General features: G+C 67.0%; 17 protein-coding genes. 5 read left to right on the top strand and 12 right to left on the bottom strand.

Features of this window, described 5'->3' with window-relative positions:
- Positions 1-41 precede the first annotated feature (41 nt).
- The 5 genes from J5474_RS09650 to J5474_RS09630 are packed head-to-tail and all read right to left on the bottom strand — an operon-like array spanning position 42 to position 5,212.
- The gene (locus J5474_RS09650; RefSeq protein ID WP_209360691.1) at positions 42-767 is read right to left on the bottom strand and encodes an SDR family NAD(P)-dependent oxidoreductase; all 726 of its coding nucleotides are present in this window, start codon (positions 765-767) and stop codon (positions 42-44) included.
- 23 nt (positions 768-790) lie between these two features.
- Positions 791-2,548 carry an ABC transporter ATP-binding protein gene (locus J5474_RS09645; protein WP_209360690.1) on the bottom strand — a complete coding sequence of 586 codons (1,758 nt, stop codon included), beginning with the start codon at positions 2,546-2,548 and terminating at the stop codon, positions 791-793.
- A complete protein-coding gene (locus J5474_RS09640; protein WP_209360689.1) occupies positions 2,548-3,363 on the bottom strand; it encodes an ABC transporter permease in 816 nt (271 codons plus the stop codon). Before J5474_RS09640 ends, J5474_RS09645 begins: the two co-directional genes overlap by 1 nt.
- The gene (locus tag J5474_RS09635) at positions 3,360-4,301 is read right to left on the bottom strand and encodes an ABC transporter permease (RefSeq protein WP_209360688.1); all 942 of its coding nucleotides are present in this window, start codon (positions 4,299-4,301) and stop codon (positions 3,360-3,362) included. Before J5474_RS09635 ends, J5474_RS09640 begins: the two co-directional genes overlap by 4 nt.
- A gap of 44 nt (positions 4,302-4,345) precedes the next feature.
- The gene (locus J5474_RS09630) at positions 4,346-5,212 is read right to left on the bottom strand and encodes a glycosyltransferase family 32 protein (RefSeq protein WP_209360687.1); all 867 of its coding nucleotides are present in this window, start codon (positions 5,210-5,212) and stop codon (positions 4,346-4,348) included.
- A gap of 158 nt (positions 5,213-5,370) precedes the next feature.
- Here J5474_RS09630 and J5474_RS09625 point away from each other — a divergent pair, with 158 nt between their 5' ends.
- Positions 5,371-6,282 carry a hypothetical protein gene (locus tag J5474_RS09625; RefSeq protein ID WP_209360686.1) on the top strand — a complete coding sequence of 304 codons (912 nt, stop codon included), beginning with the start codon at positions 5,371-5,373 and terminating at the stop codon, positions 6,280-6,282.
- A gap of 17 nt (positions 6,283-6,299) precedes the next feature.
- Here J5474_RS09625 and J5474_RS09620 read toward each other — a convergent pair whose 3' ends face one another.
- Both J5474_RS09620 and J5474_RS09615 read right to left on the bottom strand, forming a co-directional pair.
- Positions 6,300-7,175, bottom strand: coding sequence for an alpha/beta fold hydrolase (locus tag J5474_RS09620; protein ID WP_209360685.1), 876 nt, complete (start codon positions 7,173-7,175; stop codon positions 6,300-6,302).
- A gap of 34 nt (positions 7,176-7,209) precedes the next feature.
- The gene (locus J5474_RS09615; protein WP_209360684.1) at positions 7,210-8,691 is read right to left on the bottom strand and encodes an ABC transporter substrate-binding protein; all 1,482 of its coding nucleotides are present in this window, start codon (positions 8,689-8,691) and stop codon (positions 7,210-7,212) included.
- Between the two features lie 324 nt (positions 8,692-9,015).
- Here J5474_RS09615 and J5474_RS09610 point away from each other — a divergent pair, with 324 nt between their 5' ends.
- From J5474_RS09610 to panC, 3 genes are all read left to right on the top strand, one after another.
- Positions 9,016-10,320 carry a hypothetical protein gene (locus J5474_RS09610; protein ID WP_209360683.1) on the top strand — a complete coding sequence of 435 codons (1,305 nt, stop codon included), beginning with the start codon at positions 9,016-9,018 and terminating at the stop codon, positions 10,318-10,320.
- A 206-nt stretch (positions 10,321-10,526) separates the two neighbouring features.
- The gene (gene panB / locus J5474_RS09605) at positions 10,527-11,354 is read left to right on the top strand and encodes a 3-methyl-2-oxobutanoate hydroxymethyltransferase (RefSeq protein WP_209360682.1); all 828 of its coding nucleotides are present in this window, start codon (positions 10,527-10,529) and stop codon (positions 11,352-11,354) included.
- Complete coding sequence (gene panC, locus J5474_RS09600) at positions 11,351-12,196, top strand: pantoate--beta-alanine ligase (RefSeq protein WP_209360681.1); 846 nt, start codon at positions 11,351-11,353, stop codon at positions 12,194-12,196. The genes panB and panC overlap by 4 nt, the downstream gene beginning before the upstream one ends.
- 426 nt (positions 12,197-12,622) lie before the next feature.
- On the opposite strand, the gene J5474_RS09595 is transcribed toward panC, so the two are convergent.
- The 5 genes from J5474_RS09595 to J5474_RS09575 all read right to left on the bottom strand — a co-directional run bounded on the left by J5474_RS09595 (position 12,623) and on the right by J5474_RS09575 (position 18,939).
- On the bottom strand, positions 12,623-14,335 hold the full coding sequence (locus J5474_RS09595; RefSeq protein WP_209360680.1) for a Dyp-type peroxidase: 1,713 nt from the start codon (positions 14,333-14,335) through the stop codon (positions 12,623-12,625).
- Positions 14,332-15,372, bottom strand: coding sequence for a hypothetical protein (locus tag J5474_RS09590; protein WP_209360679.1), 1,041 nt, complete (start codon positions 15,370-15,372; stop codon positions 14,332-14,334). Before J5474_RS09590 ends, J5474_RS09595 begins: the two co-directional genes overlap by 4 nt.
- A gap of 2 nt (positions 15,373-15,374) precedes the next feature.
- A complete protein-coding gene (locus J5474_RS09585; protein WP_245216365.1) occupies positions 15,375-16,112 on the bottom strand; it encodes a hypothetical protein in 738 nt (245 codons plus the stop codon).
- Between the two features lie 113 nt (positions 16,113-16,225).
- A complete protein-coding gene (locus J5474_RS09580) occupies positions 16,226-16,867 on the bottom strand; it encodes a response regulator transcription factor (protein ID WP_209360678.1) in 642 nt (213 codons plus the stop codon).
- On the bottom strand, positions 16,867-18,939 hold the full coding sequence (locus tag J5474_RS09575) for a sensor histidine kinase (protein WP_209360677.1): 2,073 nt from the start codon (positions 18,937-18,939) through the stop codon (positions 16,867-16,869). Before J5474_RS09575 ends, J5474_RS09580 begins: the two co-directional genes overlap by 1 nt.
- A 169-nt stretch (positions 18,940-19,108) precedes the next feature.
- Here J5474_RS09575 and J5474_RS09570 point away from each other — a divergent pair, with 169 nt between their 5' ends.
- Entirely contained in the window at positions 19,109-20,239 is a 1,131-nt protein-coding gene (locus tag J5474_RS09570) for a HupA family protein (protein ID WP_209360676.1), read from the top strand.

The following is a 20,239-nucleotide window of genomic DNA, read 5'->3' as shown; positions in this document are numbered from 1 at the left end:
GCCCCCTGCGCAGCCTCGCGCCATGCGCTTTTCCGGTCAAGTCAGTAGGTTGCCCGCCCGCCGGACTGATCGAACACCGCGCCCGTGCAGAACGACGCCTCGGGCGAGCAGAGCCAGCAGACCATGGCTGCCACCTCGTCGATGGTGCCGAAACGGCCCATGGGGATCTTCGACTTCATGTAAGCGGTGAACTCCGGCGTCATCTGGGCGAAAATCGCCGTCTCCACCGCCGCGGGGGCCACCGCGTTCACCGTGATGGCCGTATCCGCCAGTTCCTTGCCCAGCGATTTCGTCAGGCCGATCACCGCCGCCTTGGATGTGGAATAGGCCGAGGCATTCGGATTGCCCTCCTTGCCCGCGACAGAGGCCATATTGACGATCCGCCCGCGTCCCTCGGGCCGCATCAGCCGGGCCGCCGCCTGGTTGCAGTGAAAGACCCCGTGCAGGTTCAGGTCCATCACCCGGTGCCAGTCCTCCAGCGGATAGTCGATCACCGTCGTGTTCGGCCCGGTGATCCCGGCAGAGCACACCAGAACCTCCAGCCCGCCCATGGCGTCCTTGTCCTCTGTCATGGCGGCCTGCACGGCCTGTGGGTCGGTGACGTCGATGCGCCGCGCGCGCAGCCCCTCGGGCAAAGCGCGCAGATTCTCCTCCGAAATATCCCAGACCGTTACCGTCGCACCCTCGGACGCAAGCCGCGTGGCGATGCCCAGCCCGATGCCGGAAGCTCCCCCGGTGACGATGGCGTTATGGTTCTCAAAGCGCATGATTGTTCCTCCCTTGGGCGAAGTCATGCCGGAGGCGCGCGGCGGGGTCCAGCAGTCGCGGTGTTGTCAGGCAGTTTCGGCGCGGCCTCCAGCAGGGCGCGGGTATAGGGATGGCGCGGCGCGGCAAAGAGCGTCTCGGTCGGCGCATCCTCCACGATCTTGCCCTGGCACATGACCAGCACGCGGTCCGTCACCTGCCGCACCACCGACAGGTCATGGCTGATGAAGATCCACGTCAGCCGGTGCCGTTGTGACAGTTGAGCCAGCAGGTCGAGGATCTGCGCCCGCACGCGCACGTCGAGCGCCGAGACGGCCTCGTCCAGCACGATCACCTCCGGCCGTATGATCAGTGCGCGGGCGATGGCGAGCCTCTGTCGCTGCCCGCCCGAAAACGCGTGGATGTGCCGCCGCGCGTCCCTGGGCGAAAGGCCGACCTCCGCCAGTGCCCGGTCGATGGCGCCCGGCGGGGGCGCGTGTCCCAGCAGGTGATACGGTTCCGCCAGCAGGCGCGCGACGCGGTGGCGCGGGTCGAAACTGCCGTAGGGGTCCTGAAATACCACCTGGATACGCCGCTGCACCGCAGAATCCGGGCGGTGCGGGTCCACCGCCTGCCCGTCGAGTGTTATGCGTCCCGTCGCGCGCGGTTCCAGTCCAAGCAGGGTGCGCGTCAGGGTCGACTTGCCGCAGCCGCTCTCGCCCACGAGGCCCAGCCGTTCGCCGCGCCTGAGGTCAAAGCTGACGCCCTGCACTGCGGTGAAGGGGAGCGGCCTCTCCAGCAGGTGCCGCCGCCGCCCCGGATACGCGACAGAGACATCGCGTGCCCGCAGCAGGACCTCTCCGACTGAGGCGGTCGGCAGGCGGGCGCGGTGGCCGGAGGCCGCGACAAGTTCGCGGGTATAGGGGTGGCGGGGCGTGGACAGCACCTCTGCCGTGGCGGCGCATTCGACCAGACGCCCGTCCTTCAGAACCGCGATGCGCTGCGCCATCTGCGCCACAACGGCGAGGTCATGGGTGATCATCAGCAGCGCCATGCCGTCCTCGCGTGTGAGATCCCTGAGCAGCGACAGGATCTGCGCTTGGGTCGTCACATCCAGCGCGGTGGTCGGTTCGTCGGCGATCAGCAGCTTCGGACGCAGTGCGATGGCGATCGCGATCACGACGCGCTGGCGCTGACCGCCGGACAATTCGTGCGGGTAGCGCGTTGGCGGAACGTCGAGACCGACACGATCCAGCAGCGCCCGGAGGTCGGGTGCCGGGCGGCGGTGAATGGAAAAGACCTCTGCGATCTGCGCGCCTATGGTCATAAGCGGGTTGAGCGCGGTCATCGGCTCCTGAAAGACCATGGCCATCTGAGCCCCGCGCAGCAGGTCGCGGCGGCGGGGGGCGATGCGGTCGAGGTCCGTGTCGTCGAAGGTCAGGGTGCCGGAGATTGTGGCCGCGCGGGGCAGGAGTCCCATCACCGCCAGTGCGGTAAGCGATTTTCCCGAACCGGATTCGCCGGTCAGGGCCAGTGTTTCTCCGGGCTGGAGCCGCAGGGAGACCCCGTGCAGCAGCGTCTGGCCCTCGATGGCGACCGAGAGGGTGTCGAGTGTCAGGAGCGGTTTCGGATCGCCCGCGGCAATCCGACCGCCCGGGGGCTCCGCCCCCGCCGCTCCTTCGGAGCGGCCCCCCCGCGGTATTTTTGAACCAAAGAAGTGGGGGAGCGGGCCGGCGCCTCTGGCGATGGGGCCAGCGGCGGAGGGGGCGGGGGCTTCGGGCCTTGGTGGTCGGGATCGATCCATCAGGTACGCCCCGCCTTGAGCCGGGGGTCGAGTGCGTCGCGCAGCCCGTCCCCCAACAGGTTGAAGCCCATCACCGCAGCGACGATTGCGAGGCCGGGGAAGAGTGCGGTGTGCGGCGCGATGCCGACCAGGGTCTGCGCATCAGCCAGCATCCGGCCCCAGCTGGGGGTTGGCGACTGGGCGCCGAGGCCGACGTAGCTCAGGCCGGCTTCGGCAAGGATGCCCAGCGAGAACTGGATGGTGCCCTGCACGATCAGGAGGCTCGCGAGGTTGGGCAGGATATGTTCGAGGCTGATGCGGGGGCGCGATTTTCCGAAGGTACGTGCGGCGAGGATGAATTCTCGCTGCCAGAGTGCCAGGGCCGCGCCCCGGGTCAGTTTGGCGAAGACCGGCACGTTGAAGAGGCCGATGGCGAGGATCGCGTTCAGTGCGGAGGGGCCGAAGGTCGCGGTGATGAGGATCGCCGTCACGAGGCTGGGGAAGGCGAAGATCAGGTCGGACGTGCGGGAGAGTGCTTCGTCCAGCAGGCTGCCACGGGTGGCGGCGGCGGCGAGGCCCAGCGGAACGCCCGCGCCCATGCCGATCCCCACCGCCACCAGCGCTACCGCCAGCGAGGTCTGCGCGCCGAGCATGAGCATCGACAGGATGTCGCGCCCGTAGCGTTCGGTCCCGAGGAGGTGGGCGGTCGAGGGCGGCTGGAGTTTGGACGGGATGTCGACGGCGGCGACGTCGTAGGGTACCCAGGCGAAGGCCAGAAGCGCCGCCGCCGCCATGAGTCCGGTGAGTGCCGCGCCGAGGATCAGGGACCGTTTCATCGCCGCCTGAGCCTCGGATCGGCGAGCGCATGGGCCACATCGGTCAGGAAGGTGACGGCGATCACGGCGCAGACCAGCAGCATCGTCACCGATTCCACCGTGATCAGGTCCCGCTGGGTGATCGCCTTGAAGATCAGCTGGCCGAGTCCCGGCAGGTAGAAGACCTGTTCAATGATGATCGCGCCCGCCAGAAGAAAGGAAAACTGCAACCCGATCAGTGTCAGCACCGGCAGGGCGGCGTTCCTCAGCCCGTGGTGGCGCAGGGCCTGGCCGCGCGACAGTCCCTTGGCACGGGCGGTGCGGATGAAGTCCTCGCCCTGCGCGTCGATGAGGGCGGAGCGGAGCACCCGCGTGAGGATCGCCGCCTGAGGCAGGGCCAGCGCGACGGCGGGCAGGATCAGCGCACGGAGGGCTTGCAGCGGCGTATCCCAGCCGGGGAAACCGCCGGAAGGAAAGAACCGCCAGCGCAGCGCGAAGAGCGTGACCAGCAACATGGCGAGCCAGAAGTTTGGAACGGCGATGCCCAGTTGCGCCCCGCCGCTGACCGCCAGATCGGGAAGGCGCCCGCGCCAGGCGGCGGCCGCCAGTCCGGCGGGCAGCGCCAATGCCACAGCCAGTACCAGCGCCAGCCCGGCCAGAGGCAGCGAGACCGCCAGCCGGTCGGCGATAAGCTCCGACACTGGCACGCGGTAGGTATAGGAAATGCCGAAATCGCCCCGCAGCATCCCCGCGACCCATCCCAGATAGCGCTGCACCGGGGGCTGATCGAGGCCAAGTTCGGCGCGCAGGGCAGCCAGCGTTTCGGGGCGCGCCTCCAGTCCAAGCATGGTGCTGGCGGGGTCGCCGGGGATGACTTCCACCGCGAGAAAGATCGCCAGCGAGGCGGCGATCAGGCTGAGGGCCAGCGTGAAAAGGCGGCGGAGGAGGGAAAGCGGCATGGCCTCGGTCCGGTTCGGGCGGGACAGGTCGGGGAGGGCCCGACCTAGGATGAAATGGCGCGGCCCTGCAGCAGGGCCTCGAGAAAGGGTTCGGGTGGCAGGCGGTTCAGCGCCAGCTTCTGCATTCGCGAACCTGCCGTCAGCGTCCGCAGATCGTCGGCGGTCATTGTGACGTAGTCGCGTTTCCAGTGGCGCAGCATCAGGTCCTTGTAGGAGGCTTCCTTTGGCATCTTCGCCCAGAGCGCGCGGATGTCCGGCCGGGTCCGCAGCATGTGGTCGAACAGGTAATGCGGCCAGAAATAAGGATGCACGGGTCGCGCGGCGCCGCCGTCGGGAGCCACGGACCATGCGCGGTCCTTCGGTTCCAGCACCTGCTTTGCCTTGGGCACGCCGGTCAGCGCCAGCCTGAGCGCGGTCAGGCGCAGGGACAGCGCACCTTTCGTGCCGCGGTTCAACTCGCGGCGGCTGACCTGCTGACGGCGGGGCGTCTGCCAGTAGCGCACCGTTTCCTCCATCCACGCGGTCAGGATCGGATGGCCGGGGGTGCCGATGATAAACCAGTTCTCTATCGGGCGACGGCGATAGGGTTCGTGGAAGGCAAAAAAGCCCTCCGCCGCCAGTGGCCCCAGCCAGTCGTCGAGCGGACGCACTGGCACGGTGGCGGCATCGACGTAGACACCGCCGCGGGCCTCCAGTTCGTGCATTCGAAAGATGTCGGCCTGCCCCTGGAAGGTGGCGGGCGGGTGCGGAATGCCACGTTCATCAAAGGCCCGCGCCGCATCGCCGGCGTCAAAGATCGCGATCTCCCAACCGGGATTGAGCCGTTCCCACGCGCGCCAGGCGCGGCGCACCACGTCTGGCGCGGCATCGGCGCCCTGCGCCCAGTAGAAGATGATGCGTCTATGATCCATGACCGACTTTTCAGCCAAGTGCCGTGGGGTTGCAAGTGGCACGGAGCCAGTACGGGGGTCAGCCCGGAACCTGCCCGGAGCCTGCCCGGAACCTGCACGGGCATTGCGCCCCACGACGGGGGCATTAGAAGGGGGCGGGAAACGGAGGAGGGCCCGCAATGCAGATGGACCTTGTGAAGCTGAGGCTGGTCGGCCGCCTGCGGAAACTGCTGCGCTGGCGGCGTGACCGGCTGCGGGCGCTGACCGCATGGCTGGAACCGATGTCGAACGACTTCGACCGTGCCCCGCTGGAGCGGGCGGCGCTGGCGGCGCGGATCGACGCGACGGCGCGGCATCCGGACACGGTGGGCGAAGTGGCGGTCTACTCGACCTATTGCGGCACGCTGCGCAACCTGACGCTGGACCGCAAGAACCGTGCCCGCGACTACCCGCATTACTTCGTCTCGAACAACCGTTCCGTTCTGAAGATGGCGCGGGCGCTGGGCTGGAAGCCGATCTTCCTCGACCTCCCCCTGAGCGGCAACCCGATCGAATCCGCGCATCAGGCAAAGGTGGCAAAGGCACTGCCGCATCTGTTCCCTGACCTGCGGCAGCATCGCTTCTTGCTGTACACCGATGACAAGAAATCAGTGAAATACGACAAGTACCCCGCCATCGTGGAGCGACTGCGCGACAGCGGGGCCGCCATGGCCCTGCAGGAAAGCAGCCACATCAAGGACAACGTCCTGTGGGAATTCACCGACAGCCTGCACCAGCCGCGCTACATGCAGCAGGCCCACCAGATGCTGAACTACACGCTGGAACAGCTGGAGGCGGGCAAGTCGTTGCAGGCAAGACACCTGTTCAACACCGCCTTCATCGCGCGCGACATGACGCATCCGCGGGTGAACGCAATGAACGAAACTTGGTACGATGACATCCTAAGCTGTGGCATCGATTGCCAGCTGGCGTTCGACTTTCTGGCGCAGGGTTGGGGGGGGGATGTGCTGGCGCTGCCGCCCGCGCCGCGCAAGAAATACCTCGGCCAGAAGATCGAGGCCAACGCACCGCCGGGGAGCGTCGGGCTCTAGGCTGTCGCCTCGGTGTCTCAGGGCAGGAATCCAGCGAGCGCGTTCAGCGTCTCCTGCGGCGACTGCTCGACAAAGAAATGCCCGCCGGGGATCGCTGCGGCGCGCATATCCGACAGCCGGGCCGCCCAAGTTGCGGGCACGTCGAAAGCGCGCGCCATGGCACCCTCCGCCCCATAAAGCACCAAAGCCGGGCAGGACAGGCGGCGGTGCAGGTCTGCGGCGTCCAGTGAGAAATCCACGTCGATGGCGGCGCGGTAGTCGTCGCACATGGCGCGGCGGCACTCCGGGTTGGCCCAGGCGGCGCGATAGGCAGCCAGCTGCGGAAAGTCCGACAGCCGCGCACCACCCCAGCCCAGCAGACAGCTTTGGTAATAGGCATCGGGGTCGGCGGCGATCATGTTTTCCGGGAACGGGTGCGGCTGGCTGAGATAGAACCAGTGGTAATAGGCCCGCGCCACCGCCTGCGTCAGTTGGTCCAACAGAAGATGCGTCGGCACGATGTCCATGAGCGTCAGCGTGCGCACCCGTTCAGGCGCATCCAAAGCCAGCCGGTGCGCGCAACGGGCACCCCGGTCGTGGCCCACAAGGTGGAAATCCCTGTGTCCGAGATGGTCCATCAGGGACAGCACATCCGCGGCCATGGCGCGGAAACTGTAGTTCTCCACGCCCGGCGGTTTGCCGCTTTCTCCGTAGCCGCGCAGGTCGGGGGCCACGACAGTGAAGCGTTCCGCCAGCGCGGGGGCGAGCCCGGCCCACATGGCGCGCGTCTGGGGAAAGCCGTGCAGCAGCACCAGCGGCGGTCCGTTGCCGCCCTGTTCCCAGACGATCCGCTGCCCGCCCGGTGTTACCCTATGCGGGGTGAATCCCGGAATGTCGTTGCGCAGCTCTGCCATGCCTCCCCCCGTCGCGGTTCCTCGGGCTGCCGGATCACTCCGACCAGGTGACGCCGGTGAGATCGGTGGCCTGCGTCGGAGCGTTGGTCCACAGCCCGCGCAGTCGCGCGTCCGCCACTGTCGGATAGGCAAGCTGGAACAGGTAACCGTTGACGAAATCATGCGCGATCATCTCCTGCGCCTCGTGCAGCAGGGCGGTACGGTCGGAGGGATCGGCGGTGGCGGCCAGCCGGTCCATCAGGTCACGGAATTCGGGTTTGCCGTAACCGAAGTAGTAATCCTCGCGCCCGTAGATGCCGATGTCGAAGGGCTCCGTGTGGCTGACGATGGTCAGGCCGAAATCCTTGCCCCGAAACACTTCCTCCAGCCACTGTGCCCACTCGATGTTCTGCACCTCGGTTTCGATCCCCACCGCACGCAGCTGGGCGGCGATGATTTCCCCGCCACGGCGCGCGTAGGAGGGCGGCGGCAGCTTCAGAGTGGTGGTGAAGCCCTCCGCCAGCCCCGCCTCGGCCAGGAGCGCCTTGGACCGCTCCGGATCGTAGATGGAGAGCGCGGTGAGATCCTCATAATCGGGGTTGTGTGGTGCGAAATGCGTTCCGATGGGGATGCCAAGCCCCTCCATCGCGCCGTCGATTACGGCCTGACGGTCGATGGCATGGGCCACCGCCTCGCGCACGCGCACGTCGTCGAAGGGCGCGCGCGCGTTGTTCATCGCGAGGATCGTTTCGCCCTCGGTGGTACCCACCAGCACCTGGAACCGAGGGTCGGCCTCGAACTGGGGCAGGGTCTCCGGCGCGGGGAAACCGGCAAAGGCGTCCACGTCCTGCGCCATGACGGCCGCAAAGGCCGCCGTCGGGTCCGAGATGAAGCGAAAGGTGGCCCGGTTCAGGGCGGGTGCTTCGCCCCAGTAGGAGTCATAGGCTTCCAGCACGATGCTGTCGCCCTGGCGCCAGTCGGAGAACCGGAAGGGCCCGGTCCCCACCGGCGCGGTCTTGATCCCGGCCACCGTTTCGGGCGCCACCATGACCGCGTCGCCCCATGCGAGGTTGAACAGCAGATTGCCGTCTGGCTGCGCGAGGTGCAGCACGACAGTCTGCGGATTCACGACCTCCACCGACTCGATCCCTTCGAAAAGCGCTTTCTGCGCGTTGACCGAACCCTCGCTCCGCGCGCGGTCCAGCGTGAACTTCACGTCCTCCGCGTCGAAGGCGGTGCCGTCGTGGAAGGTCACCCCCTGTGCCAGATGGAAGGTCCAGGCGAGTCCGTCGTCGGCTGTTTCCCAGGACCGGGCCAGCGCCGGGACGATGGCGCCGCTCTCGGTGAAGCGGGTCAACCCTTCGAAGACATTGGCATAGAGCACGCTGTCTATCGCCCCGGCGGCGGCCGAAGTCGGGTCGAGGTGCGGCGGTTCCAGTTGCAGTGCGATGGTCAGATCCGTGCGTTCGGCGGCCGCTGTGCCTGCGATCAGTGCAAGGAGGGCGGCGGCGGGCAGCGTGCGAAATGGAGCGGTCATGCGGGTCTCTCCCGGTGTCTGTTCGGACCCATTGATGCGGGTTTCGTGACCGCGCTGCAAGCGCGCTGCGATGGGCAACGGTTCGGGGCGGCGACCGGGAAATGCAGCAACGGCGGCAAAGCCCCTTGCTTGGATGGCGGTCGTTGGCGCACACTGAGGGTGGTCTGACGAGTCTGTCCCCTCCCGCTGCACGGGACCCATTCACTCGCGTCGCACCTGTTTCGCCGTGCCCGGTCCACATCCCGGCGGGCGGATGCAGTGGTTGCACCGACCGGCCAGACCGTGGCCGCCAAATTTCTGGGCGGTCTCTGTTCGGAGTTTGCCATGTTACACGCACAGCCGCCCGATTCCACTGCCCGTACCCTTGTCTCCGGGGCTGATCGCGCCCCGGTGGGGCAGCTCGGAAGCAGCGTGGTGGCATTCATGCGCAAGGCGGGCTTTGAAACGGGATACGGTACGCAGGAGGCCGGGTACGTCGATCGGATCGTGGTTCCTGGCAGCGCCTTTGCCGCGCTGGATCGTACGCCGGAGCTTCTGATCGACGCTCTGTCCGATTTCCGCGATGTCCTCGGCTCTGCGGGCCGGTTCCCGCCCGCCGCCATGCCTCCGCTTCTTCACCGGGCCTGCACCGTGCGGGCTTATGCCGCCGACGTGCGCGAGGCAGGGCACGCGGGTGTGTTGCGCAACCTTGCCGCCGAGGACCTCCCCGCCCGCGCGCTCTCGGACCTCGTCACCGCACTGCGGGCCATGGGGGCCGAACGCTACGCCGTGATTGCGGGGGCGTTGCGGCCATGGCTGAACGGGCCTGGACTAAACGGGCCTGGACTAAATGGGCACGGACTGAACGGGCGGGGCAAGGCGCCGGACCTGGCGCGCCTTGATCACGCCTTCACGCTGCTTGATCGGCGGGCGCCGCTCCTGCTGGCGTTGGCGCGCTGGGTGGCAGCACGGCCGGAGGTGAGCGTGGTCGACGATGCAGCCTGTACCGATACGGTGCAGCGGCTCTGTGAGGGCAACCGCGACCGGCTGCGCCGCGCGATGGAACTGCGGCTGGCCGGTGTGACGGAGGTGCTGTCCGACGATATGCGGCTTGGTATCGGATTGGCTTGTGGGCGGCTGAGCCGGCCGGAACTGGTGCTCTCTCTCGGGCGCGAAAGCGCGAGGCCTGCTGCCGGGCGGGGTGGAACGCTTTGCCGGGTGCAGGGGCTTTTTGGCGCGCGTATGGCGGCGCTCGCGCCCGGCTGGGGCATGGCACTGTCACGCGTGGTGGAGGACGTGCAGGGCAGGGTCACGCCCTTCGCTCGCCCCACCATCGACGTGTCCGAACCCGAGATCCGCGCCGCCGCCGCCCTGATCCGGCGGCTGAAGGTGGCGGCGGCACTTTGCTGCCTGACGGATCGCGTGGGCCGTGACGGCAGTCTCGTGCCGACGGTTCTCATTGACGGGCCGGTGGCACGGGCCGACCGCCTGAACCTTGTGATGCTCGAGGGTGACGCGGTCTTTGTCCTCGAGGCAGGGCCGGAGGGCGCGCGCCTGTCGCGCATGGGTGAGGAAGAACGTGCCGTGACCGTCGCGCGGGCCCGGCTGGACGCCTTTGCGCAGTGCTATGCGGCATGGTCGCGGCCCTGACGGCCTCGATAGCCCCTGAAACTGCTTGACGCAGGGTTCCCGGATACCGGCTTTTCCCCCTCACGGCTTCCCCGATCGCTTCCCAAATGATATGTAGCGCTGCGGCGCGGCATGTGATAGGGCGGCGCAACTTTATGACGGAATGCGCGGAGATCACGACATATCGTGACCCAAGCGGGGTCGTCGTTCTGGAAGGAGGAGCTGCCATGAGCACCACTGGACACATCCGGGCCAAGACGCCCGAGGATATTCGCAACGCCAAGGGCGGGGCGCCGCTGGTCAGCCTGACTGCCTACACCACGCCCATGGCGGAGATGATGGACGATCACGTTGATTTTGTGCTTGTCGGCGATTCCGTCGGCATGGTGCTGCACGGGCTCGACTCGACGCTTGGCGTTACGATGGAGATGATGATCCTGCACGGGCAGGCGGTGCGTCGCGGCCTGAAGAAGGCCATGATGGTCGTGGATATGCCCTTTGGCTCCTACGAGGAATCGAGGGAGCAGGCCTTCCGCAACGCCGCCCGCGTCCTGCGCGAGACCGGTGCCCCCGCCGTAAAACTCGAGGGCGGGGTGGAGATGAAGGAGACCATCGCCTTCTTGACCGCGCGCGGCATCCCGGTGATGGCGCATATCGGTCTCACGCCGCAGTCGGTGCACACGCTGGGTGGCTACAAGGTGCAGGGCCGGGGTGCGGCGGCGGGCAAGCTGCTGGCCGATGCCCGCGCGGTTGAGGAGGCGGGCGCCTTCGCCGTTGTGTTGGAGAAGATCCCGCAGGGGCTGGCCGATGCGGTGACCGCGCAGGTAAAGATCCCCACCATCGGCATCGGCGCCTCGGCGGGGTGCGACGGGCAGATCCTCGTTGTGGACGACATGCTGGGCCTCTTTACGGCCTTCAAACCGAAGTTCGTGAAACGTTACGGCACCCTTGGTGAGGACGGCCGCGCCGCCATCGCCGCCTACGCCGAAGACGTCCGGGCGCGCAAGTTCCCGGCGCCCGAGCACGTCTTCTCGGACGTGGAACCCGCTGCGTGAACCGACCGGTGATCGAACGGACCCGCGACGCCCTGCGCGCGCGGGTCGCGTCTTGGCGCGCGGCGGGCCAGACCGTGGGCGTCGTTCCGACCATGGGGGCGCTGCACGACGGCCACCTCGCGCTGGTGGCACGAGCGAAGGCTGAATGCGATCGGGTGATCGTGACGCTTTTCGTCAATCCGAAGCAGTTCAACAACCCCTCCGACCTCGAGAAGTACCCGCGTACGGAGGACAGCGACGCCGTGAAGCTCGCGCCCTTGGACGTCGACGTGCTCTACGCGCCCGGGGTGGACCAGATGTACCCGGCGGGCTTCGCCACGACCGTTTCTGTGGCGGGGCTGACCGACGTGCTGTGCGGCGCGCACCGACCGGGGCATTTCGACGGCGTCGCCACCATTGTGACGAAACTCTTCACCCAGACCGGCGCCGACCGCGCGTATTTCGGTGAAAAGGACTACCAGCAATTGCAGGTGGTGCGCCGCATGGCCACCGACCTCGATCTGCCCATCGCCGTGATCGGCTGTGAAACCGTGCGGGAGGCTGACGGCCTCGCCATGTCGTCACGCAACCTGCGTCTGTCGCCCGAAGCGCGGACCACTGCGCCCGCCTTGCACCGCGAGATGCGCGCGATGGTGCAGGGACTGCACGCCGGGCGTGCGATATCGGACCTGCGGGCAGAGGCAGAGGCGCGCCTGTTGGCGGAGGGTTTCGAGCGGGTCGAGTACTTCGACCTGCGCGGGGCGGAGAATCTGGACCTGCGCGACCGTCTGACGGGACCGGCGCGTGTGTTCGTCGCCGCCTGGCTGGGCGACGTGCGCCTGATCGACAACATACCAGCCTGATCCGCGCAGAGATTCGAATTTCCAGAGCCCTCGCGCCCTCGTCGGTCAGCCCGTTTGCGAGGACGTGGTCGCAGACCTCCAGCGTGGGCAGCAGCAGGTGCCTCCGGCACCGGTATGGCGGCATCGGCCAATTCTGGGCTCTTCTCCTTGCCGCCGCCGTAGGGCGTTGGAAAAACAACCGGAGTCCCCTGATCGGTGTCCACGATCCGGACGCTGGCGAAGGCAGAGCCGTCTGCCGCCATATGGGGGCAACACCCGCGGCCCCTGCAGCGACGCCAGTGGCAGGCCGAAGCGCAAATCCGATTGCGTCGACCCCCCCACGTGGGCCAGATGGGCGGTTGGCGCCGAGGAAATCGCCGGATAAAGCGCTTCATCAAGGCCGACCGCTCGTCCGGCCTGATCCACGTGGCGGGACGTCGGCAGGGTTCAGGTGGGGTCGACCACCCCCATGGCCAGCGCCCTGAGCGCGGTGATCGACGGGATGAAGAAGTAGTCGCCGCCGCGACATTCCACCACCGTGTCCAGCCCGCTAATGGTGTAGGGGCAGGCGCCGCCCTTGCCGGATTTGCCCGGATCAGCAGGGATCGCCATGCGGCGGTGCGTGTCGTGCCGCCCCAGCAGGGGGCAGGTGTCGTTGCCCTGATGGAAATCCAGCCCGTATTCGATCCACTGTTGCTGAATGAATTCGAACTGCCGGAAGAGCGAGGCGCAGAGCACCATCATCAGAACGCCCTGTTCGGTCTCGTCTGTCTGTTCTTCCGCGGGCAACGTGCCGTAGGGCAGCCCGCGCCGCATGATGCGGCGGCGCTTGTTCAGGGCCGTGGTGGCGTTGGGATTGTCGCCCTCCGGCGCATTCATCGGGTCGAGGTAATCGCGCGTGTTCACCCGCCGCATATGCGCGCCGGGAGGGGTGCGATAGCCCTTCATGTCGTCGGCAAACCGGAAATCCGAAGACTCGGGTTTGTCGAGGTAGGCGATTTCCGCCAGGAACGCCTTCAGGGCCGAGGGATCCTCAAAGCCCTCCACCTGCCGCTTCGCCTGCCATTCGGCATGGGTCGGTGCGTGCGCCAGCGGAATGCCGTCGGGCCAGCGGCCACACATCTTGGCGCGTAGCGTGACCTCTGCCTCCGCCTGATCGATGCCCTGAACACGGGCGTAACGCTCCGCCTCCGCGCGGACGCTGCGGCGGAAGGTATCGACCATCTCGTGCAGCTTGCGGTAGGCCATGAAGGTGCCATTGCGCGTGAACTCCGGCGGGCGCGCGCTGGGCGGCAATTCCTGTGCCTCGTCCGGGTGCCCGAGGATGAATTCACCCGGCGCCAGCGGCTCCCAGCCGTCGTTCTCCGTCGTGGTCCCCATACGCTTGCCGCGCCCGCGCACGCGGATGCGCTCCTGCTCCTGTGGCAGTTGCCCGGCAAAGACCGGATCGCCCACCCCGTCGGTGAACCCGAAATGCTCCTTCGCCGTGGGCAACTTTATCCCGTCGAAGTCGCGGAACACCGCCTGCGCGTCCATCCACGGATCGGCGCCGTTGCGGCCGTTGGTAGACAGAAGGGCCACACCGCCTTTGCTATCCGACACATAGCTGCGCAACCGGTCCGTCAGTTGACCCAGATCCGGCACCGGTTCGATCACTTTCAACGCCGGGTCGCTGAGGTCGTCCGTGGCGTAGCCCGGCGTCCGCTTGCGCTGGGCGTTCAGCGACACCCAGATGTGCACGTCCTTGTGTTCGTGCATGGCAAAGGCCCGGTTCTCGCGCCATATCCTGTCCCAATGATGGGCCCAGTCCCCCAGTTCGGGCTCCGGCTTTGTCTGGTCGCGGTCGCCCAACAAAAAGGCGCGGTCCTTCATGCCGGCGATGAACTCCTCGGGCATCCCCTGCAACACCCGCTGAGACAGTTCCAGCATATACAGCCCGAGGAAGGTGAAGCCGCAGTTCAGCGTACAGCTGGGTTTCTGATTCCCGTTGGTCCAGCGCGCCGCGGTGGTGACGTGCCCCAGCAACTGGTTGACGAACTTCCGCCCGGCCGCCGGTTCGCGGATGTTGAAGAACATGTACCGCGCAAAAGGGAAGCTGTAGCGGCCATAGGCGCGCACGACGTTGCCCTGAATGTCGTCAAGGTCGAGGCGGTAACTCATATCGCACCTTTCGGGGAACGGATCACCCCCGGCGCCTGCGTCGGGCCGGAGCGGTCGGCGGGGCGGTTGACCTCCAGCCACTGGCCAAAGCGGGTGTGGATATCCTCCGGCGGTGCGCCCTGCAGGTCGATGGCGAGGTCGGAGAAACGCTGCTGGACATATAGCGCCTTCAGAACGCTGGGCAGATCGTCGTAGGGGCCGGGGGGCAGGGGTTTTTCACCGTTGCGGATGGCAAAGCGGACCGCCATCCAGAAGGCGAGGCCGGTCAGCGCCCCGGCGACCAGCATGATCCAGACCGGGTTGATGCCCCACAGGCTCCATTGCGTGAAGAGGGCGGCAAGGAAGGCCAGAACCGTCACGATGAGCGGCACCACTACCGCCGCGCCCAGTGCCTTCACGGGGAGGCGGTGGAAGGCCCCCGTGATGTCGCCGATGTAGTAGTCGTGGAAGGGCATGGTCGTTTCGACGTGGCAGGCCTCCAGGTAGTCTGCAAAGCCCTTGGCATCCCTGACCTTCTCGAAACCCACGCAGGCGGAGTAGATCGCCTTCAGCTCCTCCCCCATGGTGGTCCACAGCTCTTCGGCATAGGAGCGCCGCACCCTTTCCTGATCCGCCTTGGACAGGGTGGTGGGCAGGGCGATGCCCGTTTCCGTCACCGCGTCGATATCGGCACAGAAAACGAGGTAGGCACAGTTCAGGTAATCGGTGTGCTGCGGCAGTGCCGGGTTCGACTCCGCGTCGTTGCCGGTTGCCAGCCCCTTAAGCGCGCCCGCCACCGCGTTGGTGGGCTCGCGCCCGTTGTAGACCACATCGTCCAGCACGAACATACGCGCCAGATGCGTTCGCCTGTTCCGGGCGAAGGGGCTGTTGAGGCCGCTGTTCACCGTTGCGGGCGATTGCTGCGCTACGGGCAAAGTCACCAGCGCGTTGCGCACCTTCTGCCGCCAGGACAGCCGATAACCGTCATCGAGGCAGGTGCCGTCCTTTATCGGTGCCAGAGTGGTGAGAAAGATATGGCCTGTGTCGAGATCCGGCATGTCTACTGCTCCCGCCTGTCCGGTGCCAAGTCCAGAACCGCATCCACCGCCCGGTCCGGCACGCTCTCGGCCGCGGCGCCGCTGGCGTAGCCCTCCTGCGCCCGCTGGACGAATGCCTTCCGGTTGCGGTCTGCCCGTTCGGTGTCGAGGCTCGCCACCGGGCCGAACCCTGGCTCACCGAGGTTGCCCTGAGCGGTGAACATCGCGTCACGCCAGGTCGCGGCGAATTCCTCCGGTGTCTGGGTGGCGTGGGCCTTCTCAAGCGTGAGCACGGTGTCATAGACCGTCAGCGCCGCCTTCACATCGCGCTGGGCGCTGCCTGGCGTGGCGCTGTAGTAGTGGTCGGTATAGATCTGGTTGTGGGTGATGTAGGTTTTGAACGGCGTGATCGGGATCGAATGCGGGTATTTCGTCGCCGTGTACCAGAACAGGTCCAGCCCGTCGGGAATGCCATCGGAAAATGCATCGATATACTGGTCCCAGGTGCCGTTGAAGTTCGACAGGAAGAGGACGTAATCGTTCTGCAACTGGTGCTGCGCGCCCTGTCCGAGATCGGGCCACTGGTCCTGCTTGACAATGACCCAGCGGGCAAAGTGGATGAGCGACAGTCCCAACAACCCCTGCAGTTTTTCCGGCAGTCCCCGCGCCGCCATGAAGAGCAGGCGGTTGATCCACGTGAGGCGCGTGTGGCTGGGGGTTATCACGTTCATGGCATAGGCCTTGCCCGCGATGTTCGACATCGGAAATCCCTCACCTGCTAAAATAAATTACCGTAAGGTTAACACGGGTCCGGGTTCGCGCAATAGTTGATTTCGTCGGGCGCCCAAGGACTTTGGGTCTTCTGGCGGCGGCGTCACTCCCGGCCCATCAGCCCCAGCCGCGTCGCTTCAAAGGTCGCCTCCGCTCGGTTGGAAATACCGAGTTTGCGATAGATCGACTTGATGTAGGTCGAGACGGTGGATTCCGCGATGCCCATCTCGCTTGCCACTTCCGAGACGCGCAGGCCCTGCGCGATCAGCCGAAGCGCTTCCGTTTCGCGCTGGGTCAACCCTTCGGGGGCGTCCGCCACCGGTCCGGTGTAGCTGAAGTGCTTCATGATTCGCCGGGCGATCGCCGGCGACAGCGCCGGAATGCCGTAGGCCACCTGCGACAGGTGGCGGGCGACAGCCTCGGCGTCCTCGGTCTTCAGCAGGTAACCGGCGGCGCCCGCCGAAAGCGCGGAGACCACGGCCGCGTCCGAACCCATGATTGTCGTCACCACCGCCTGCGTCTCGGGGCTGTCCTTCGAAAGCAGGCGGATCAGTTCCAGCCCCTCACCGTCGGGCAGGCTGAGATCGACCAGCGCAAGGTCGAAGACCTGCGTGCGGGCCAGCGCCTTGGCGTCGGCGACCAGCGCGGCGGTGGCCACGGTGGCCTGCGGGAAGACCCGCGCCACGATTTCCTCCATCCAGAGCCGCGTCTCCGCGTTGTCCTCGAGAATCAGGACTGAGCGCATCAGGCGGCCTTTCCGTCAGCAGTCTCGATCAAGGGGAGAGCCACCTCTATGGTAACGCCGCTGTCGTCCCGGCTCTCGCCCCCGGTGCGCACCAGCAGCGTGCCCTTCAACGCGCGCACGCGGGTGCGCATGTTCTCCAGCCCGTTGCCTGCCCGCCCGCTGCCCGTTGCGCGGCCATCGTCCGACAGTGTCAGCCGCAGCGTACCGCGATCCGCCCGCGGGGATATCGTGACCATGCGGCAGCCGGAGTGACGGATGGCATTGCTCACCGCTTCGCGCACGATGGCGCGGATCGTGGTGGCAAGTTGAAGAGACACCTCCTCCTCCGGGAGCGCCATCGGCGGCCAGGTCAGCGCAATGCCGGAGTTGGCCAGCCGGTCCAGTGTCTCGCCGCGCAGGTCGGCCATCAGGTCGGCCAGCACGAATGTGCCGGTGAAATCGGCGTCGATGATGCCACGCAGGTCGGTCAGCGCCTCCCGCAGGAGTTCGTTCTTGCGCTCCGCCTCGCGGGCATGCAGCGCACTCAGGAGCTGGGCGCCGATATTGTCATGAACGTCGCGAGCGATGCGGTCGCGCTCGGTGGTGACGCCCTGCTCGAAGGCTTCCGAGCTTTGCCGGATCATGGCCACCAGGTCGCAGAGCGTCGCCGCCACCGCCACATCGTCGGCGTTGAACAGCCTCCGCCCGGCGCTGGCATGGCCCAGCCGGCGTGTGCCGCAGCCGCAGGCGTCGGGCAGCGCCAGAGCCATCCCGTGGTCGAGCAGGCGCGGCCCGTCCACGGTGTCCCCCGGGGCGATGGTCAGCGGCGCCCAGAGCCGCCGCAGCAGCGCGTCCCATGCGCGCGCACGACGGGCATCGTCACGCTCCAGCGCGGCGGCGAGGATGTCGGGCATCTGCCCCTGCAGCGTCACCTGCCGCGAGGACATCACGCGCGTGACCAGAGCCTGCCGCAGCGGGAAGTAAAGGAAACTGCCGAGCAGGAGCGCCAGCCCGAAGGAACTCAGAGGCTGATCGCGCAGCACCAGCAGGAGCGCCGCGTCAAGCGCCACGATCATCAGCCCCGCCCCGAGCCAGAGCCACACCCGGAAGGCATAGCGGTCGAGGTCGAACAGCCGGTAGCGCGCCAGCCCCAGCGCGATGCCCGCGTACATGGCGAGGAAGGCGCCGAAAGCGTAGCCTTGGCTCACCGGTGCGAAACTGCCCATTAGCGTGGGCATCACCGACAGCCCGACAAAGCCCGCCACCCCGATCAGCGTCGCCATCAGCAGGTACTTCAGCCCCGCCCTGTCCAGCGGCATCCGGCGCGACAGGCGCCACTGTGCGACCGCCAGCGCGAGGGCCACCAGCGCCTCCACCGCGACCATCGGGTTGGCCAGCGGCAGCGGCGTGAACTGGTTCAGGTGCAGGAGGTTGCCGAGCGCCACCAGCACGGCCGGCAAAAGGATCCAGGCCGGGCGGACCAGCCGTTTCGGGTAAAGCAGGAACATGCCGATCAGCCCCACCCCGAACCACGTCGCCCCGATGTGGTTCAAGCCCGACAGGAGCCGGAAGGTCTCTGCGGGCAGGGCGATCTGGCGCCCGGAATAGACCGCCGCCGTCGTACTGGCGAGCGCGAGGCTGATACCGGTCACGCCAAACAGCAGCACCGCCGGGTCGCGCGGCCTGAGCGCCACGAGCCAGCCGCCGACCATCAGGCCGAAGACACCCACCAAAAGCTGGAAGTGGAACACCGGTGGCAGGTCAGTCAGCCCACGCGGCTGCACCTCTGCCACGCCCGCCTCGTCGCCTCGCAACCATGCCACCCGCGCCGAAGGGTGGCCGAGCGCCTCCGACAGGGCCTGCTGGCGATCGAGGAACGTGTTGAAGGCGGGATAGTCCGGCAGCTTGTCCGGTTCCTCCACAAGATCGATGGGCGCGTTGATATCGAGCCGCAGTGAATCGGCGCTGACCGCCACCGGGACAGCACCGGGCGGCAGGGGCGCATAGGGGCGCCCAAGCAGGGCAGACATGGCCGACCAGCACATGGCCAGCGCGATCGCCACCGACAGAAACAACACGCGGCGCGGAGTCATGGATGGATCCTGAAAATCAATTGACTGAAATCTACCATGTCCCGCCCCGCCTGTGACCCCCCTTGAACAGGGGATAGCTATCCCCCCGGAAAGGCGTAGGCATTTGAGGGCCGGGTTGATCGGCGCGCCACCGCGAACGGCGCTTACTTTACCATCGGGGATTGAAAAGATGAAAGTTTCCAGCACGCTTCTGATCGTGAGTGGGCTCGCGCTGGCCGGGTGCGATCTATTGCAATTGTCCAGCGGGGGCGGCGGGTCCGGCGGTGGTACTTCGGGAGTCGTCTCGTCGGGCGGCAGTTCCGGTAGCACGCCGCCGACCGTCGCCTCCAGCACCACCAGCGGCGGTGGCACCACGGCGGGGGCGGGCTTTACCGGCACCGCCAGCCTCAAGGGCGTCGTGATCCAGAACGACAAGGTGGTGCAATCCGCGCTGCCCGTACCGGGCGCACCCGCGATTCATGAGACGGCGACCTACGCCTATCTGCACACCGGGGCGAACCAGTCCACCACGGCGACGACCGCCGTGGTCGATCTGCAAAATGTCACCCTGACGTCCATAGCGGGCGGCCTGCCGGTCAGTGCGACGGGCACCGGGTCGCTAAATGTCAGCGGCAAGCCCGGTGTGGCCAATGGCTCCGGTACCAGCGGCTTCGGTATCGCGCAGTTCGGCGCAGCGCCCGGCAGCGCCTCCACTGCGGGGGACAGTTTTTCGCTGATCACCGACGACCTCGACAATGACGGTGACGACGACTTCTTTATCGTCGAGCTGGGCGTCGGCACGTTGAACGCCTTCGGCGGGCAGTCGACCACGGGGGTCTTCTACGGCGGCACCTTCACGCCCACCAGTGCGGTACAGGCATCGGGAACCGCGACCTACCGGCGGACCGGCGGGGCGCTGGTGTCCACCGTGCGTGGGGTGAGCAATTCGGCCACCACCAACCAGGATTACGATGCCCGCGTGCGTGGCGATGTCGAACTTACGGCGAATTTCGACACCGGGCAGGTCAATGGCCGGATCTCCGGGGCCGGCCGCACCGGTGGCGCGGATTTCGTCGATGGAAATTCCGCGGTCGTGCTTTCCGGGGCCAGCATCTCCGGCGGCGACTTCAACGGCGGCACGGCGAGCCTGGTCAACAACACCGGCGCCGCGATCTACGAATCGGGAGCCCAGTCGAATTTCTTCGGCTCCTTCATGGGGGCGAACCAGCAGGCGGCCGCGGGAACCGCGCTGATCACGGGACGCATCCAGGGCGAACAGGCGGCCACCACAGCGGTCTTCATCGGTGACAAACAGCCATGA

Origin of the sequence: Sagittula salina, assembly GCF_017813235.1 — a bacterium.
In the GTDB taxonomy this organism is placed as follows: Bacteria; Pseudomonadota; Alphaproteobacteria; order Rhodobacterales; family Rhodobacteraceae; genus Sagittula; species Sagittula salina.
The sequence above is the reverse complement of the archived record's forward strand: the minus strand, read 5'-3'. Positions and strand labels throughout refer to the sequence as shown.

Bases quoted from the DNA above. Each gene is read 5' to 3' on its own strand.
- J5474_RS09650 (WP_209360691.1), bottom strand. From the start codon at position 767: ATGCGCTTTGAGAACCATAACGCCATCGTCACCGGGGGAGCTTCCGGC.
- J5474_RS09645 (WP_209360690.1), bottom strand. From the start codon at position 2,548: ATGGATCGATCCCGACCACCAAGGCCCGAAGCCCCCGCCCCCTCCGCC.
- J5474_RS09640 (WP_209360689.1), bottom strand. From the start codon at position 3,363: ATGAAACGGTCCCTGATCCTCGGCGCGGCACTCACCGGACTCATGGCG.
- J5474_RS09635 (WP_209360688.1), bottom strand. From the start codon at position 4,301: ATGCCGCTTTCCCTCCTCCGCCGCCTTTTCACGCTGGCCCTCAGCCTG.
- J5474_RS09630 (WP_209360687.1), bottom strand. From the start codon at position 5,212: ATGGATCATAGACGCATCATCTTCTACTGGGCGCAGGGCGCCGATGCC.
- J5474_RS09625 (WP_209360686.1), top strand. From the start codon at position 5,371: ATGCAGATGGACCTTGTGAAGCTGAGGCTGGTCGGCCGCCTGCGGAAA.
- J5474_RS09620 (WP_209360685.1), bottom strand. From the start codon at position 7,175: ATGGCAGAGCTGCGCAACGACATTCCGGGATTCACCCCGCATAGGGTA.
- J5474_RS09615 (WP_209360684.1), bottom strand. From the start codon at position 8,691: ATGACCGCTCCATTTCGCACGCTGCCCGCCGCCGCCCTCCTTGCACTG.
- J5474_RS09610 (WP_209360683.1), top strand. From the start codon at position 9,016: ATGTTACACGCACAGCCGCCCGATTCCACTGCCCGTACCCTTGTCTCC.
- panB (WP_209360682.1), top strand. From the start codon at position 10,527: ATGAGCACCACTGGACACATCCGGGCCAAGACGCCCGAGGATATTCGC.
- J5474_RS09595 (WP_209360680.1), bottom strand. From the start codon at position 14,335: ATGAGTTACCGCCTCGACCTTGACGACATTCAGGGCAACGTCGTGCGC.
- J5474_RS09590 (WP_209360679.1), bottom strand. From the start codon at position 15,372: ATGCCGGATCTCGACACAGGCCATATCTTTCTCACCACTCTGGCACCG.
- J5474_RS09585 (WP_245216365.1), bottom strand. From the start codon at position 16,112: ATGTCGAACATCGCGGGCAAGGCCTATGCCATGAACGTGATAACCCCC.
- J5474_RS09580 (WP_209360678.1), bottom strand. From the start codon at position 16,867: ATGCGCTCAGTCCTGATTCTCGAGGACAACGCGGAGACGCGGCTCTGG.
- J5474_RS09575 (WP_209360677.1), bottom strand. From the start codon at position 18,939: ATGACTCCGCGCCGCGTGTTGTTTCTGTCGGTGGCGATCGCGCTGGCC.
- J5474_RS09570 (WP_209360676.1), top strand. From the start codon at position 19,109: ATGAAAGTTTCCAGCACGCTTCTGATCGTGAGTGGGCTCGCGCTGGCC.